The organism is Lentzea miocenica (genome assembly GCF_033949945.1).
GTDB lineage: Bacteria > Actinomycetota > Actinomycetes > Mycobacteriales > Pseudonocardiaceae > Lentzea > Lentzea miocenica.
The window spans coordinates 186,705-205,632 of record NZ_JAXAVW010000005.1; the positions used below are offsets into that span (position 1 = coordinate 186,705).

Annotated in this window: 1 protein-coding gene; it reads right to left on the reverse strand. The window is 69.3% G+C overall.

Annotation, left to right across the window (positions count from 1 at the left end; translation table 11 throughout):
- Positions 1-13 precede the first annotated feature (13 nt).
- Positions 14-18,634 carry a type I polyketide synthase gene (locus SK803_RS08365; RefSeq protein ID WP_455032242.1) on the reverse strand — a complete coding sequence of 6,207 codons (18,621 nt, stop codon included), beginning with the start codon at positions 18,632-18,634 and terminating at the stop codon, positions 14-16.
- Positions 18,635-18,928: the final 294 nt, after the last annotated feature.

Genomic DNA, 18,928 nt, shown 5'->3' on the forward strand with positions numbered 1-18,928 from the left:
CGTCGTAAGTGGGTCAGCGCTCGGTGCGTCGGCCGAGCTCGTTGTCGATGAACGCGAACACGTCGTCCGCGGAGGCCTCGTTGAGCCGCTCGCGCGCGGCCTCCTTCTTGGGCGCACCGCCGTACTGGGCGAGCAACTTGCGCAACCGCGCCGCGACACCTGGCGTCCCCGCGGCGAGCGCGATCTCCACCTGGTCGAGCTCCGCGGTGAACGCCGGCCGTTCCTCGGACGCGCCCACCAGCAACCCGTGCAGGTGCGTGGCCAGCTCCGCCGGTGTCGGGTAGTCGAAGACGAGCGTCGCCGCGAGCTTCAGCCCGGTGGCGGCCGCGATGCTGTTGCGCAGCTCGACAGCGGTCAGCGAGTCGAACCCGAGGTCGCGGAACTGCTTGTCCGTCTGGACTTCCGCAGGCGAACCGTGCCCGAGCACGCCCGCGGCATGCCCGCGGACCAGGTCGACGACGTGCTGGAGCCGGTCCTCCGCGGGCAACGCCACCAGCGTCGCCGAGTAGTCCACAGTGGACGCGCCACCGGCGGTCCTCTTGCCACCGCGCACCAACCCGCGCAACACCGCCGCGACCGGCCCGTCCGAACGCCCGGTGCTGATCCGAGCCGGCACCAGCACCGCCTCGTCGCGCGAGGTGGCGTCGTCGAACAGCCGCATGCCCTCCTCGACGCTCAACGGCGGCATCCCGCCACGTCCCATGCGATCCATCGCGCCGTCCGAGAGGTGCGCGGTCATGCCGCTCGACTGCGCCCACGGACCCCACGCCAAAGATGTCGCCGGCAGGCCCTTCGCCCGCCGGTACTCCGCCAACGCGTCGAGGAACGCGTTGGCCGCCGCATAGTTGCCCTGACCCGGCGCACCGACGATGCCCGAGACCGACGAATACAGCACAAACGCCTTGAGGTTCTTCGTCGCCACGTGCAGGTTCCACGCGCCGTCGACCTTGGGGCGCAAGACGGTGTCGAGCCGCTCTGGCGTGAGCGAACCGATGACGCCGTCGTCGAGCACTCCGGCCGTGTGGATGACAGCAGTCAGGTTGACGCCCTTCACCACCTTCTTGACCGCCTTCAGATCGGCCATGTCACACGCCGCGATCGTCACATCCGCACCGTGCGCTGTCAGTTCCGCCTGCAGCGCAACGGCATCCGGCGTATCTCCGCCACGCCTGGAGATCAGCAGGAGCTTCTTGGTGCGTCGTTCCGCAACCAGATACCGCGCCAGCTCGGCCCCCAGGCCACCGGTGCCACCTGTGATCAACACAGTGCCTTCCGGATCCCAGACAGCCGTCTCCACGGTGTCGGTGACGCGCGCCAGGCGGGCAACCTGCACCTGTCCGTCCCTGACCCGGACCTGCGTCTCGCCCGTGTCCAGCAACCCGATCGGCAACTCCGCGGAATCGTCGGTGTCGACGAGCAGGAACCGCCCCGGGTTCTCCGACTGCGCCGACCTGACCAGCCCCCACACCGTCGAAGCCGCCAGGTCGTCACCACGCTTCACGAACACGGCCCGCTCGTCCTGCTGAACGACCTGGAGCGCCTGCGCGGCAAGCGAATGCGCCTCAGCAACGTGATCACCGCCGCTGCCCCCGACCGGCACCACAACCGCCTCCGCCGGCATGAACCGCGGCGCCGGCACCCACTCCAACCGGAACAACGAGTCCTGGTGCCGCTGCGACGTGAGCGGCGCGCCCGTGACAACCTCTCGCGCCGAAAACACCGGCGCACCCTGCCCGTCAACAGCCGCAATCTCACCGTTCAGCAACCGCAGCCGCAACGTGGACGCACCAATCGCGTGCAGCGACAGATCCCGCCACTCAAGCGGCACGTCGTCGCCCAGCATCGCCTTCTGGATGAGGTCCGGGTGAACGCCGTACTGGTTGGTGTCCGCGGAATCCAGCGACACCTCGGCATAGGTGGCATCCCCGAGCTGCCAGGTGTCCGGCGCGATCTCGACGGCACCCTTCGGTGGCCACTCACCAACCCGGAAGTCGCTGGCGTACTCACCTTCCGCCAACACCCCGCCGGCCACTCGTTCCCACTCTTCACCCCGTCGCATGTGGACGGTGAGCTGCCGTTTCCCGTTGTCCGGCGCCCCGATCGACACCTGCAACACGCCTGGCTCCAACGGTCCGCTGACGTTCAGCTCCTCGATGACCCCGCACCCGACCTGGTCGGCCGCCCGGAACGCGATCTCCGCGAACGCCGCCTCCGGATGCCTCTCCGTGAGCCGGTTCGTGAACACCACGGCATCGGACCCGGCCAGCGACATCGCGGCGCCGAGCAACGGATGGTCCACCGGCCCAAGCCCGACCGCGGTGACGTCACCGGTCTGCCTGCGCGGCGTCGGCCAATAACGGTCGTGCTGGAACGGGTACGTGGGCAGCTGAACCCGGCGATTGCCCGGGAAGAACGGCGCCCAGTCAACCTCCACACCCTGCACGAACAACCTCGCCAGCGCGGTGGTCCACGCCGTGACCTCGTCCCTGTCCTTGCGCAGCGCCGGAATCGCCCCGTCGACCAGCGCTGACAGCACCCCGTCCGGCCCGATCTCGAGGAACGTGGCCTCGCCGATCGCCTTGACGTTGTCCGCGAACCGCACCGCATCCCGGACGTGCCGCACCCAGTGCTCGACCGTCGCAACGTCACCGGACGCCGTGATCGGGATCTGCGGCTGGTTGAAGGTGAGGTCGCGGATCGCGTCGCGGAAGTCGTCGAGCATCGGCTCCATCAACGGCGAGTGGAACGCATGACTGACCCGCAGCTGCTTGTGCTCCCAGTTCCGCGCGATCTCTCGCGCCCGAGCCTCGTCACCCGCGATCACCACAGCGTTCTCACCGTTGACCGCCGCGATCGACACCTCCTCGGTGAGGTGCGGCGTGACCTCCGCTTCGCTGGCCCTGAGCGCGAACATCGCCCCGGTCCGCGGCAACGCCTGCATGAGGTTCGCCCTGGCGGTGACCAGCGTCGCCGCGTCCTCAAGGCTGAGCACGCCGGCGACGTGCGCGGCCGCGATCTCGCCGACCGAATGCCCCGTAACCGCGTCAGCACTGACCCCGAAACTCTCCGCAAGCCGGTACAGCGCGACCTCGATCGCGAACAACGCGGGCTGCGTCCGACGAGTGCTGTTCAGCTCGTCCTCGTCCGCGCCCCAGACCACGTCCTTGATCCCAAGGTGCCCGTCAACCGCGTCGAACGCCGCCGCAAACGCCGGGAACCTCTCGTAGAGGTCCCGCCCCATGCCCAGCCGCTGCGACCCCTGCCCGGAGAACAACACCGCAAGCCTGGGCCTACCTGCCTGGCCCTGCGCGATCTCCACACCGTCAAGCACCACGGCCCTGTGCTCGAACCGCGACCGCCCCAGCAACGAGAACCCGACATCACCCGCACCGGCCCCAGTCCGCCCGACGAACGCCGCAACCCGCTCGATCTGCGCGCACACCGCTTCGGAGGACTTCGCCGAAAAAACGAGCGGGGCCCCCTTGGGGGGAGCCGAGGTCCCCACTCCAATCGTCGCACGCGAGGCCGACGAACCCGGCCGCGCAAGATCGACAACGCCCGAGTTGTCCACAGGCCGTGAGTTGTCCACAGATTCCGCCGCGCCGCCCTGACCAGCAGTTTCGTCCGGTACGCTGGAAATTGGGGGGATCCCCGAGCCCGGCGCCTCCAAGATCACGTGCGCGTTCGTGCCCGAGATGCCGAACGACGACACGCCCGCCCGCCACGGCCGGTCCACCGCGGGCCACGCGGTGGCCGACGTCAGCAGCGAGACCGAGCCCGCCGACCAGTCCACGTGCGAGGTCGGCGCGGTCACGTGCAGTGTGCGCGGCAGCACGCCGTGCCGCATCGCCATCACCATCTTGATCACCGACGCCACGCCCGACGCCGCCTGCGAGTGCCCGATGTTCGACTTCAGCGACCCCAGCAGCAACGGCTCCGAGCGGTCTTGGCCGTAGGTGGCCAACAGCGCCTGCGCCTCGATCGGGTCGCCCAAGGCGGTGCCGGTGCCGTGCGCCTCAACGGCGTCCACATCGGACACGGACAAGCCAGCAGCAGCAAGCGCCGCACGGATCACACGCTGTTGCGACGGACCGTTGGGCGCGGTCAGGCCGTTGGAGGCGCCATCGGAGTTGACGGCGGATCCACGCACGACGGCAAGCACCTCATGTCCGTTGGCTAGAGCGTCAGACAGACGCTCCACCACGAGCACACCGACGCCTTCTGCCCATGCGGTGCCATCAGCAGACTCGGAGAACGCCTTGCAACGCCCGTCACGCGAGAGCCCGCCCTGCTGGCTGAACTCCATGAAAGTCCCCGGCGACACCAACGTCTGCACGCCGCCGGCCAGCGCCAAAGTGCACTCGCCGTTCCGTAGTGCGGACACGGCCATGTGCAGCGCCACCAACGACGACGAGCACGCTGTGTCGACTGTGATCGACGGACCTTCCAGCCCCAGCACGTAGGAGAGGCGGCCGGACACGACGCTCGGGGACGTTCCGGTGCTGGAGAAACCCTCGCGCGCCTGCTCGGAGTTGATCACCAGCTGCCCGTATTCCAGACCGCCCGCGCCCAGGAACACACCGGTGCGCGAGCCCCGCAACGCCAAAGGGTCGAGGCCGCCGTGTTCGAGCGCCTCCCACGCGGTCTCCAGCACGAGACGCTGGTTCGGGTCCATCGCGACCGCCTCGCGCGGCGAGATGCCGAAGAACGCCGGGTCGAAGTCCGCGATTCCACTGAGGAATCCGCCATGTCCCGTCACCGACTGCCCGGCGCCGTCGCCGACCACGCCGGTGTCCCAGCCGCGGTCCGCCGGGAAGCCGCTGATCGCGTCCCGTCCCGCCGCCACCAGCTCCCACAGCTCGTCGGCGCTGGTCACGTCACCGGGGAACCGGCAGCCGATGCCCACGATCGCGATCGGCTCGTCGCTGACCGCGCCGGCGAACGACTCGACCTCGACGACCTCACCGAGCAACGAGGCCACCAGGTGCGACGCCAGCGCCTGCGGGGTCGGGTAGTCGAACACCAGCGTCGCGGGCAGCGTCAGGCCGGTCGCCGCGTCGAGCCGATTGCGCAGTTCGACGGACGTCAGCGAATCGAACCCGAGCTGGCTGAACTCCAGGGCTGGATCGATGGACGCCGCCGAACCGTGTCCGAGCACCGCCGCGGCCTCGGCTCGCACCAGTTCCACGAGTTCGTCCGCCGAACGCGAACCCTGCGAGGCGGAGCGGTTCGTCGCGGTTCGGCGTCCGCCGCGCACGAGGTCGCGCAGCAGCGGCGGCACCATGCCGTTCGTGGTTCCGCTGATCACCCGCGCGGGCACGATCTGCGCGGCGTCGACCGCGACCGCCGCGTCGAACAGCGCCAGGCCGAGTTCCAGCGAGAGCGGTGGCATCGAGGACTTCTCGAGTCGTGTGAACGCCGCCGCGTCCATCTGCCCGGTCATGCCGACGTCGGACGTCCACGCGCCCCACGCCAGCGACACCGCGTGCAGCCCCAGCGAACGCCGGTGCTGCGCCAGCGCGTCGAGGAACGCGTTGCCCGCAGCGTAGTTGCCCTGACCAGCGGTTCCGAGCACGCCGGACACCGACGAGTACAGGATGAACTGCGCCTCGGGAAGCAGCGAATGCAGGTTCCACGCGGCGTCCACCTTGGGGCGCAACACCTTCTGCAAACGCTCCGGCGTCATCGCCGCGATCACGCCGTCGTCCAGCACACCGGCCGTGTGCACGACGGTGCTCACGTCGTGTCCATTGAGGACTGCGGACAGCGCATCGTGGTCAGCGACATCGCACGCCGCGATGATGACGATGGCGCCGTGCGCGACCAGCTCCGCCTGCAGTTCCAATGCGCCAGGCGAGTTCAGTCCGCGCCGGCTCAACAGCAACAGACTCCGCACACCTGACGCGACGAGGTGCCGCGCCAGTTCCGCGCCGAGTCCACCGGTGCCGCCGGTGATCAGCACTGTGCCGGACCAGTCGACGGGCCGCGTCTCGTGCTCGCCGAGGCGCGCCAGTCGTCCGGCGTAGGCGACACCGCCCCGAACGACGAGCTGCTGTTCCTCGCTCATCACCATGCCAGGTTCGACGGTGCTGGTGTCGTCGAGGTCGATCAGCAGGAACCGTCCGGGATTCTCCGCCTGCGCGGCCCGCACGAGACCCCAGACCGCCGCCGCACCAAGATCCTCGACCGGTTCCTGAGCCCCACGCGTGACGAACACCGTGCGCTCGTCGGTGTTCTGCAGGATCTCCAGCGCCTCGGCGGTCGCACGGTGTGCTGCCTCGGCGTCGACACCGCCCCGGATCTCGACGATCCGCGCATCGATCTCGCTGGCCTCACCGAGCCGCGCTGGCACCCAGTTCACCTGGAACAGCGACTCGCGCACCCGCTGATCCTGCGAAACCTCCGGCACGTGCACGGTCAACGCCCTGATCGACAGCACCGGCCGACCCTCGGCGTCGACGGCGGCCACTTCGACGGCGTCACCGTGGCGCGTAAGGCTGACCTGCAGCCGTTCCGACCCGATGGCGTGCAACGACACGTCGCGCCATTCGAACGGAACACCTTCGCCGAGCAGTTCGGCCGTCGATGCGAGGGCGCGCTCCAACAACAACGGATGCACACCGAACGTTGCGGCGTCGTCCACACCGTCGGGCAGTTCGACCTCGAAGCCACCGTTGAATTCGGCGTGGAACGGCTCGGTGGCGAGCGTGCCTGTGGCGTGCTCGACCCACGTGTCGCCGTGCTGGGCGTGCACGCTCACCGCGCGCTTGCCGTCCTGCGGCGGTCCGACGCGCACCTGCACCGCGACGGCATCCCGTTCCGGCAGATGCAACGGCACGGCCGTGGTCAGCTGTTCGACCCGGTCGCAGCCGACGAGGTCGCCCGCGCGGATCGCGAAGTCCAGGAACCCGGTCGCCGGGAACGTCTCGCCGAGCCACGGATGCGTCGCCTTCGCGAGCCGTCCGCTGAGCACCAACTCGTCGGTGCCCGCGACGGTGACCGCCGCGCCGAGGAGTGGGTGCCCGCCCGATGCGAGGCCGTACGCCGTGAGGTCGCCCGTGCGGCCCCCGACGGACGCCTTCGGCCAGAACCGCTCGCGCTCGAAGGCGTACGTCGGGATGTTGATTTGTACACCTCCAGTCAACATCCGAATCAAGTCAACATTGATTCCGTCAACATGTACTTGACTGAGTGCAGTCGTGAAGCTGTGCAGTTCAGTACTGTCGCGCCTCAACGTCGGCACGCCATCGATCAACGTGGACAGCACGCTGTCCGGCCCGACCTCGACGAATCGCGTGACGCCCTTGTTCTTGAGCGCCTGGACGTTGTCGTGGAACCGCACGGCGTCGCGGACGTGGCTGACCCAGTAGTCGACCGTCGTGACGTCACCCGATGCGGTGATGGGAATCTGGGGCTGGTTGAAGGTGAGGTCGCGGATCGCGTCGCGGAAGTCGTCGAGCATCGGTTCCATCAACGGCGAGTGGAACGCGTGGCTGACTCGGAGCCGCTTGTGCTGCCAGTTGGACGCGATGGCGAGCGTCTCTTCTTCGTCGCCCGCGATGACGATCGAGTTGAGCGCGTTGACGGCGGCGATCGACACGTTCTCGGTGAGGTGCGGGGTGACTTCGGCTTCGGTGGCCTGAACGGCGACCATCGCGCCTTGGGCGGGGAGTGCTTGCATGAGGCGGGCGCGTTCGCTGACGAGTGTGGCCGCGTCTTCGAGGCTCAGGACGCCGGCGACGTGTGCTGCGGCGATCTCTCCGATCGAGTGGCCGGCGAGGTGAGCGTGCTTGATCCGGTACTCCTGCAACAGCCGGAACAGCGCCACCTCGATCGCGAACAGCGCGGGCTGCGCGATGCCGGTCTGGTTCAGCAGGTCCTCGTCGTCGCCCCAGATGATGTCGCGCAGTCCTGGCTCGAAATGAGCGAGCACCGCGTCGAACGCGTCCGCGAACGTGCCGAACCGCTCGTACAGCTCCTTGCCCATGCCGAGCCGCTGTGAGCCCTGTCCGGAGAACACGATTGCGAGCGTGTGTTCTCCGGCGATCCCGTTGGCGACCTCGACGCCGTCGATCAGGACGGCTCGGTGCTGGAACCGCGACCGCTTCGCCAGCGTGTAGGCGACGTCCAGCGGGTTCGCTCCGCCGTTCAGCACGGCCTTGATCCGCTCGACCTGGGTGCGCAACGAACCGGCCGACTTCGCCGACACGAGCAACGGCACGGCGCCTGGTTCGTGGTTCGGCTCGTCGTTCGGGATCGTTTCGGCGGGGGCCTCCAAGATCACGTGGGCGTTCGTGCCGGAGATGCCGAACGACGAGACGCCGGCGCGGCGGGGGCGGTCGGTGGAAGGCCAGGGGCGTGCGGAGCTCAGGAGTTCGACGGAGCCCGACGTCCAGTCGATGTGGGACGACGGCGCGGTGACGTGCAGGGTGCGGGGGAGGTGGCCGTGCTGCATGGCCAGCACCATTTTGATCACGCCGGCCGCGCCCGCTGCCGCCTGTGTGTGGCCCAGGTTGGACTTCACCGAGCCGAGGAGCAGAGGTTCGGAGCGGTTCTGGCCGTAGGTGGCCAGCAGTGCGTGCGCCTCGATCGGGTCGCCGAGGACGGTGCCGGTGCCGTGCGCTTCGACGGCGTCCACATCGGACGCCGTCAGGCCGCCTGAGGCGAGGGCTGCGCGGATCACGCGTTGTTGGGAGGGGCCGTTGGGGGCGGTCAGGCCGTTGGAGGCGCCATCGGAGTTGAAGGCGGAGCCTCGGACCACGGCTAGCACTGGGTGTCCGGCGGCTTGGGCGTCGGACAAGCGTTCCACCACCAGGACCGCGACGCCCTCGGACCAGGCGGTGCCGTCGGCGGAGTCGGAGAAGGCTTTGCAGAGGCCGTCCTGGGCGAGGCCGCCCTGGCGGGAGAAGCCGGAGAAGGACGTGGGGGTTGCCATGATCGTCACGCCGCCGGCCAGGGCCAGGGAGCATTCGCCGCCGCGCAGGGACTGGGCGGCCAGGTGCAGGGCTACCAGGGCCGAGGAGCAGGCGGTGTCGACGGTGACGGCGGGGCCTTCGAGGCCCAGGGCGTAGGAGATGCGGCCGGAGATCACCGAGGCGGCGAGGCCGGTGCCCGCGTGGCCTTCCAGGTCTTCGTTGGAGGCCATCACGACGTGCTGGTAGTCCTGCCCGTTGGTGCCGACGAAGACGCCGGTCCGGGAGGCGCGGAGCTGGGCCGGGTCGATGCCGGCGCGTTCGAAGGCCTCCCAGGACGTTTCGAGCAGGAGGCGTTGCTGCGGGTCCATGGCCAGGGCCTCGCGGGGGGAGATGCCGAAGAAGGCCGCGTCGAAGTCCGCCACGTCGGTGAGAAAGCCGCCGCGGATGGGTTCGGTGGTGTCCCAGCCCCGGTTGGCGGGGAAGGACGTGATCACGTCCTCGCCCGCGGTCAGCACCCGCCACAGGTCGTCCGGCGAGTCGATGCCGCCGGGGAAGTGGCAGGCCATGCCGACGATCGCGATGTCGTCGGCGTCCACTGTGGATCGGACGGGCTCCTCGGCGATGACGGAGGTATCGCCGAGGAGCTCGTCCAGCAGGAACTCCGCCAGGGCCAGTGGTGTCGGGTAGTCGAACACCAGGCTGGCCGGCAGCGCGAGTCCTGTGATCGAGGAGAGGTGGTTGCGCAGGTCGACGGCCGTCAGCGAGTCGAAACCGATGTCGCGGAAGGCTTTGTCCTGGGTGATGGCCTCTTTGCCCGCGTGCCCGAGCACGACGGCGGCGCGGGTGCGGACGAGGTCGAGCGCCGGTCCGACGCGTTCGTCGTCGGGCAGGGATCGCAGCGAGCGGCGGAACTCGGCTGCCGCGGAGTCGCTTTCGGCACGGGCGGCGGCGAGTTCGTCCAGCGCCTCGCGAGCACCGGGAAGTTCGGACATCACGGGCGTCGGGCGCAGGCTGAGCAACGCCATGAGGAGTTGCGGCGCGCGCAGGTCCGCGACCACGGCCGTGGGCGTGCCGTGCGCGACCAGGTGACGCAGCGCGGTGATCGCGAGCTCCGGGTCGAGCGACGCCGCGCCGACCTGTTTGATGTGCTCGGCGACGCGCGCGTCGCCCGCCATGCCGTCGCCCGCCCAGGCACCCCACGCGATCGACGTCGCGGCGCGGCCTGCCTGGCGGCGCCGCTGGGCGATCGCGTCGAGCACCGAGTTCGCGGCGGCGTAGTTGCCCTGCCCCATGTTGCCGACCGAACCCGCGACCGACGAGAACAGCACGAACGCTTCCAGGTCCATGCCGCGCGTCAGATCGTCGAGCACGAACGCCGACGTCACCTTCGACTCGAACACGGCGGTGAACGCTTCCGGCGTCAGGCTGTCGAACATCATGTCGTCGAGCACACCGGCGGCGTGCACAACGGCTTTGACGTCGGACGTGAGCAGGGCTGACACAGCATCACGGTTGGCGACATCGCATGCCACGACCGAGGTTTCCGCACCGAGCGCGCTGATCTCGGCCTGGAGTTCCGCGGCGCCGGGCGAGTCGAGGCCGCGCCTGCTGACCAGGACGATCTTCTCCGCGCCGCGCTGGGCGAAGTCGCGGGCCAGGTGCGCGCCGAGGGCGCCGGTGCCACCGGTGATCACCACGGTTCCGGACGGCGCCCACTCGTCACCGTTCGCTTGCGCGCCAACAACAACACGCCTGCCGAACACCCCGGCCGAGCGAACTGCCGCCTGGTCTTCGCCGGAGGAGAGGACGCTGGTGAAGCGTTGTGCGATGCGGTCGTCGATGTCGTCCGGCAGGTCGACGAGGCCACCCCAGCGTTGCGGGTATTCGAGCGCCGCGACGCGTCCCAGGCCCCACACGCCGGACTGCCACGGCTGCGAGAGCAGGTCGTGGCGGCTGGTCGACACGGCACCGCGAGTCACGACCCACAACGGCGCGTTGATGTCGACGTCGCCCAACGCCTGGACCAGCGCGGTCGTGCTTACGACTGGCGCCAGTTCGTCGAGATCGTCCAACGCCAGCAACGAGATCACGCCCGTGTAACGCTTCTGGTTGAACTCGACCAGCTGTCCGGTGAGGTACTCGCGGTCTGCCCAGGCCACTTCGAGCACCGTGACGTCTGTGCCCAGGGCCTTGAGGAGCGTGCGCACCCACGGGTCCTCGGACAGCGACATCGGCACCGCGACGAACCACGAGCCGTTGGCCGGTTTGAGGCCGGTGATGGGAGTCCAGGACTCCTCGTGCAGCCATGAATCCACAGTGGACTGCCTGGATCGCTTGCTCCGCCACGCGGACAGGCCCGGCAGCACGCCGGCCCAGGTGTCCGGGTCCATGTCGAGCGTGGTGGCGAGGTGGGTGGCGTCCTGCTGTTCGACGGCGGCCCAGAACTCGGCGTCGATCGGGTCGCGGTCGGTGGCCGGGGCTTGGGCGATCTCCGGCCAGTAGCGCTCGTGCTGGAACGGGTACGTGGGCAGGTCGATCGTGCGGCCGTTGAGTCGCCAGTCGACCTTGACGCCTTCGACGTGCAGGCGCGCGAGCGCGGTCAGCCAGGCGGTGGTCTCGGGCTTGTCACGGCGCTGGGCCGGGATGGCGTTCTCGACCAGGCCGCTCAGGATGCCGTCCGGGCCGATCTCCAGGAACGTGGTGGCGCCCTTGGTTTTGAGAGCCTGGACGTTGTCGTGGAAGCGGACGGTGTCGCGGACGTGGCGCACCCAGTGCTCGGGGTCGGTGACGTCGCCCTGGGTCTGGATCGGGATGCGCGGCTGGTGGAAGGTGAGGTCGCGGATCGCGTCGCGGAAGTCGTCGAGCATCGGTTCCATCAGCGGGCTGTGGAACGCGTGGCTGACCTTGAGGCGAGTGGTCTTGCGGTCTGGGAAGCGGTTCGCGATCTGCTGCGCTTCGGTTTCGTCGCCGGCGATGACGATGGAGTTCTCGGCGTTGATCGCGGCGATGGCCGTGTTCTTGGTGAGGTGTGGGGTGACCTCGGCCTCGGTGGCTTGGATGGCGATCATCGCGCCGGTTCGGGGCAGGGCCTGCATGAGGGCGGCGCGTGCTTGGACGAGCTTGACGGCGTCTTCGAGGGACAGGACGCCGGCGACGTGTGCCGCGGCGATCTCGCCGACCGAGTGGCCCGCGAGGTGCTTCGGGGTGATGCCGTGGTGTTCGGCCAGGCGGTAGAGGGCGACCTCGATGGCGAACAGGGCGGGTTGCGTGTTGCCGGTCTGGTTGAGCGCGTCGGCGTCGTCGCCCCACATGACGGACTTGACGTTCAGGTGCTCGTCGATCTCGTCGAGCGCGGCTTGGAAGACCGGGTGGGCTTCGTACAGCTCTTTGCCCATGCCTAGGCGTTGGGCGCCTTGGCCGCTGAACAGGATTGCGAGCGTTTTGGCGGATGCGACGCCTTCTGCAAGCGTCGCGTTGTCGAGCAGCACGGCGCGGTGGTCGAACGTCACGCGGTGGTGCAACAGCGAGTAGGCGACGTCTTGTGTGTTGGCGCCGCTCGCCACGAGGGTCTGGATCTGGTCGATCTGAGCGCGCAACGCCTCGGCCGATTTCGCCGACACGAGCAACGGCACGACGTCCGGCTGGGTGTTCGGCACAACGCCGAGCTCGGCGTTCGGCTCGGTGTTCGGGATCGATTCGGATTGGCCGGCCCCCTGGGGGGAAACACCCCCCATCCCAATCATCTCAGGCAGGTCTGACAATTCCTGGCCAGCGGGAACAGGCGCGGGCGGGGCGGCCTCGATGATCACGTGGGCGTTGGTGCCGGACAGGCCGAACGAGGAGATGCCCGCGCGGTTCGGGCGGTCGACGGTGGGCCAGGGCGTGTTCTCGGTGAGCAGTGAGACGGCGCCGGCGGTCCAGTCGACGTGCGAGGTCGGTTGGGTGACGTGCAGGGTTTTGGGCAGCACGCCGTGGTGCAGGGAGAGGACCAGCTTGATCACGCCGGCCACACCGGCGGCGGCCTGGGCGTGGGCGATGTTCGACTTGATGGAGCCCAGCAGGAGTGGCTCCGTGCGGTTCTGGCCGTAGGTGGCGAGCAGGGCCTGGGCCTCGATCGGGTCGCCCAGGACGGTGCCGGTGCCGTGGGCCTCGACGGCGTCCACGTCCACAGTGGTCAGACCGGCGTTCGCGAGGGCCTGGCGGATCACGCGTTGCTGGGCCGGGCCGTTCGGGGCGGTCAGGCCGTTCGAGGCGCCGTCCTGGTTGATGGCGGAGCCGCGCACCAGGGCGAGGATGCGGTGGCCGGCGCGCAGGGCGTCGGATTGGCGTTCGACCACCAGCACGCCCACGCCTTCGGCCCAGCCTGTGCCGTTGGCGTCTTCGGAGAACGAACGGCAGCGCGCGTCGCCGGCCAGACCGCCTTGGGCGTTGAAGCCGGCGAAGCTCATCGGTGTGGACATGACGGTCACGCCGCCTACCAGGGCCATCGTGGACTCGCCTGAGCGCAGCGAGTTCACGGCCAGGTGCAGGGCCACGAGAGAGGCCGAGCACGCGGTGTCGACGGTGAGCGCGGGGCCTTCGAAGCCGAAGGTGTAGGAGAGGCGGCCGGAGATCACGGCGGACGACAAGCCTGTTGAGGCGTGGCCCTCGACCTCGTTGCGCGAGCGCAGGATCAGGTTGGTGTAGTCCTGACCGTTGGTGCCGATGTAGACGCCGGTCTTGGTGCCGCGCAACGTGGTGGCGTCGATGCCCGCGCGTTCGACGGCCTCCCAGGCGACTTCCAGCAGCTGGCGTTGCTGCGGGTCCATGGCCAGGGCTTCGCGGGGTGAGATGCCGAAGAAGGCAGCGTCGAACTGCGTTGCGCCGTGCAGGAAGCCGCCCTCGACGGTTCCGCCCATCGCCTCGGCCTCCCAGCCGCGGTCGCCGGGGAACGTCGTCACGCCGTCGCCGCCGTTGACCAGCAGCTGCCACAGGTCTTCCGGCGAGTTCACGTCGCCGGGCAGGCGGCAGGCCATGCCGACGATCACGATCGGGTCGTCCGGGTCGGACTGGCCCTGGGCGACGACGGTGTCGGAGAGGCCCTCGCCGGTCAGTTCGGCGAGGAGGTGTTCGGCGACGCTCTGCGGGGTCGGGTAGTCGAAGATCAGCGTGGCTGGCAGGGACAGACCGGTGGCGAGTGCCAGCGCGTTGCGGAGTTCGATGGCGGTCAGCGAGTCGAACCCGAGCGCGCGGAACTCCCTGTCCTCCGCCACCGCGTCGGCGTGGATGACCTTGGCGGCCTCGTCCCGCACGACCTCGACGACGAACGGCAGGCGTTCGTTCGCGGCCATGCCGGTCAGCTTCAGCGCCAGGCCGCCGCTGCGGGCGTTCGAGGCGGTTCGACGGCCTGGGCGGGCGCGGTCGGGGACGAACGGCGCGAGGAACGCCTCGTCGGTTTTGACGGCGGCGTCGAACAGCGCTGGATCCCAGGTGTCCATCGCCAGTGCGAGGCCGGGCAGGCCTCGTCCGCGGCGGTGGGCCACCAGGGCGTCCAGATAGCTGTTGGCGGCGGCGTGCGCGGCCTTGCCGACCGCGCCGACCACCTCCGCGATCGAGGTGAGCACCACGAACGGCACGTCGCCGCACAATGTATGCAGTAGCCACGCCGTATCGGCTTTGGCCTGCAGTATGGCGTCGAGCCGGTCCGGGGTCAGAGCGCCGATCACGCCGTCGTCCTGGAGGTCGGCCGCGTGTACGACCGCCACCATATCGTCGACGGTATGCAGTATGGCGGGCAGTGAATCCCAGTCGGTGAGCGTGACGCCTTCGACGTCGCACGTGCCGATGGCGATGAACTTGCGCACGCCGTGTGCCGCGGCGAGGTGTTGGGCGATGGTCGTCGTGTCGCCGGTGAGGAGGACGGTGCCGTCCCAGGGGCGTTCGACGGAGTGGGCGGCGACGCGGGCGATCCGGGCCACGCGCACCTCGTTGCCGCGGACGACGGCTTGGGTCTCGCCGAGGTCGAAGAGCGAGGTCAGGCCGTCGGGGAGGGAGTCCTCGACGTCGAGCAGCAGGAAGCGGCCGGGGTGCTCGACCTGGGCCGAGCGCACCAGGCCCCACACCGCTGCGGCCCCCAGGTCGTCACCTGAGACCGCGCCACGGGTCACGAAGGCCAGGCGCGACGACGTCAGGAGCGATTCCTGGATCAAGGCCAGGGCGTGCTCGGCGAGGGCGTGCGGATCGTCACCGGTGACCGGTACGAGGACGGTGTCCGGCGTGGACTCGCCCGCCAACGAGTCCACGACCGGAACACCGAGACCGAGGAGGTCCTCGCCCAGCACGGCCCAGTCGTTCGTGCCGTGCACCTCGAGCGGGACCCAGTCGAGCCGGTGCAGCTCGGTGCGCTGGGTGGAGTGCAGATGCCGCAACGTGACCACGGCGTCCAGGACCGCGGCTCCGTCGGCGTCGGCGGCTTGGAAGATCACGTTGCCGTCTGCTGTGGACAGTCGAACGCGGAGCACTTCGGCGCCGGTGGCGTGCAGGGTGACCGAACGCCAGTCCGCGGGCTCACCTTCGATGCCGAGGAACGACGTCGCGTGCAGTGCGGCGTCCAGCAGAGCCGGGTGGATGCCGAAGCCCGCGGCCTCACCGTCGAGGGCGACTTCGGCGAAGATCTCGTCGTTGCGCTGCCAGACCGCGCGGAGGCGTTCGTCGTCGTGGGAGACGACCTTGGCGCCCTTTGGCGGCCAGACGGCGATGTTCGTAGGTTGCGTGCCCGTGCCGAGCTTGCCTTCGGCGTGCTTGACCCATTCCTGCTGCTCGAAGCGGGAGTGAAGGATGAAGCGGCCGTCGGTGTCGACGTGCAGCTGGACCTGGACGGAGTTGTTGTCCGGCAGGTGAAGCGGTTCGACCGTCGTCAGGGTCTCGACCGCGGTGTGGCCGGTGAGGTCGGCGGCTTTCAGCGCCAGCTCGACGAATCCGGCGGTGGGGAAGCGGGGCCACTGCGCGCCTGACAGCTTGCCGGTCAGGATCAGTTCGCCCGAGCCGGCGACGGTCATGGCGGCGCCGAGCAGCGGGTGACCGGCGGGGGAGAGGCCAAGGCCCGCGGCGTCGCCCGTGCTGACCGAGACCGACGGCCAGTACGGGGCGTGCTCGAAGGCGTAGGTGGGCAGGTCGACGCGTCTGCCGCCGGGGTAGCAGGGGCGCCAGTCGACGGGCGTGCCGGTGACGTGCAGGCGGGCCAGGGCTTTGAGGAACTCGCCGGCTTCGCCGCGGTCGCGGCGGATGGTCGGGATGGCGTTGTCGACGAGCGCGGCGAGGATGCCGTCCGGGCCGACTTCGAGGAAGGTCTTTCCTTGCAGTGCTTGGACGTTGTCGTGGAAGCGAACGGTGTCGCGGACGTGGTGGACCCAGTACTCGGGGTCGGTGACGTCGCCTTGGGACTGGATCGGGATCTGCGGCTGGTGGAAGGTGAGGTTGCTGATCGCCGCGCGGAAGTCCGCGAGCATCGGCTCCATCAGCGGGGAGTGGAAGGCGTGCGAGACGCGGAGCCGCTTGTGCTTCCAGCGCTGGGCGATGGCGAGGGTGGCTTCTTCTTCGCCTGCGATGACAACGGATTCCGGGCCGTTGATCGCGGCGATGGCCGTGTTCTCGGTGAGGTGCGGAGTGACGTCGGCCGCGGAGGCTTGGACCGCGACCATCGCGCCGGTGTGCGGGAGGGCCTGCATGAGGCTCGCGCGGGCGTTGACGAGGGTCTTCGCGTCTTCGAGGGTGAGGACGCCGGCGACGTGTGCGGCGGCGATCTCGCCGATGGAGTGCCCGGCGAGGTGGTCGGGCTGGACGCCGTGGCTTTCGAGGAGGCGGTACAGGGCGACTTCGAACGCGAACAGGGCCGGTTGGGCGTTGGCGGTCTGGTCGAGTTCGGTGTCGTCGTCGCCCCAGATGATCTGCCGCAGTTCCGGGGTGGTGCAGGCGTCGAAGGCTTCCGCGAACACCGGGTAGCGGGTGTGGAGTTCGCGGCCCATGCCGAGGCGCTGGGCTCCTTGGCCGGTGAAGAGCATGGCCAGTTCGGTGCGTTTGGCCTGGCCGGTGATCTCGGTGTCGCCGAGGAGGACGGCACGGTGCTCGAACAGCGCGCGGGTGGTGATGAGGGAGTGGCCGATGTCGCGCGGGTCGCCGGGGTGGGTGCGGAGGCGGTCGATCTGGGCGCGCAGCGAGGCTGGGGACTTCGCGGACAACGGCAGCGGCACTGGGCCTGCGAGGTCGGCCGCGCTGGCCAGGCCGGTAGTGCTTGCCAGGCCCGGGGCGGCCTCGATGATCACGTGCGCGTTGGTGCCTGACACGCCGAACGACGACACGGCGGCGCGCCGAGGCCGGTCGGAGGCGGGCCACTCGACAGGCGAGGTCACCAGGGACACGGCGCCCGCCGACCAGTCCACGTGGGAAGACGGCTGGGACACGTGCAGCGAAGCCGGTACGACGCCGTGTTGCATCGCGGCGACCATCTTGATGATGCCGGCGACACCGGCGGCGGCCTGTGTGTGGCCGAGGTTCGACTTCACAGAGCCGAGCAGCAGTGGCGAAGGGCGGTCGGTGCCGTAGGTGGCGAGCAGGCTGCGGGCCTCGATCGGGTCACCGAGAGGTGTGCCGGTGCCGTGTGCCTCCACAACGTCCACATCGGACGGAGACAGGCCCGCGCGGTCCAGGGCTGCCCTGATCACGCGCTGCTGGGCGCGGCCGTTGGGGGCGGTGAAGCCGTTGGAGGCGCCGTCGGAGTTGACGGCGGAGCCGCGTACGACGGCGAGCACCGGGTAGTTCGAGGCAAGGGCGTCGGACAGGCGCGCCAGGGCCAGTACGCCTACGCCTTCGGACCAGCCGGTGCCGTCGGCGTCGTCGGAGAAGGCCTTGCAGCGGCCGTCGCGGGCCAGGCCGCCCTGGCGCGAGAACTCGACCAGGGAGCCGGGGGTGCACATGACGTTCACGCCGCCGGCCAGTGCCAGGGAGCACTCGCTGCCGCGCAGGGCGTTGACTGCGAGATGTAGTGATACCAAAGAAGAAGAGCATGCTGTGTCGACGGTGAGGGTGGGGCCCTCGAAGCCGAAGGCGTAGGAGATGCGGCCGGACTCGGCGGAGGCGGCGATGCCGGTGCCCACGTCGCCGGTGGCGTCGTCGAGGCCGCGGATCAACAGGTGTTCGTAGTCCTGGCCGTTGGTGCCGATGTACACGCCGGTTCTGGAGCCGCGCAACGAAGTCGGGTCGATGCCGGCGCGTTCCAGGGCTTCCCAGGAGACTTCCAGCAGCAGGCGTTGTTGCGGGTCCATGGTCACGGCTTCGCGCGGGGAGATGCCGAAGAAGGCCGGGTCGAACTCGGCCAGGCTGTGCAGGAAGCCGCCTTGCACGGACACGCTGTTGCCGCGTGCGTCGATTCCGCTGCCCAGCAACGAGTCCACGTCCCAGCCGCGGTCGGCCGGGAAGCCGGTGATGGCGTCACGCCCGGACGACACCAGTTCCCAGAGGTCCTCCGGGGACGTGATGCCGGCGGGGAAGCGGCAGGCCATGCCGATGATCGCGACCGGTTCGCTGGCCGCGGCCACCAGTTGCCGGTTGGCGCGACGCAGGCGGTCGGCCTCCTTCATGGCCGCCCGCAGCGCCTCGACCACCTTTTCACTGGAGTTGCTCATGCTTTGCGCTCCGTCAGTCCGAATCCCGCGGTGCTCCCGAGGCGATCCCCGTTGGCACATTCGAACAGGCGCACTAGTAGTGGAAACCACAGCTTCTGCCGGTGAGAGCGGTTCCTTCCGGGGCTGATGGAAGCGTGACCACGCGGGATCGTTCGGGGAGCCCGAGTTCCCGGTACGAGCGGGCACCGGCCGCTGGGTGACCACTGATGGAAACATGAACCCAGGGTGCCGAAAAGGTATCGATGGGATGATGAATGGGATTTCACCCAGTTGGGACGATCGATTTCGCAAGCATGATCAACTACGGCTATCGTTCGCGGCCATCACCCGTTTTTCGATTTTGAGGTGGCGTGA

Excerpts from the sequence above, each read along its gene's own strand:
- SK803_RS08365 (WP_455032242.1), bottom strand. The coding sequence starts at position 18,634 with ATGTGCCAACGGGGATCGCCTCGGGAGCACCGCGGGATTCGGACTGAC.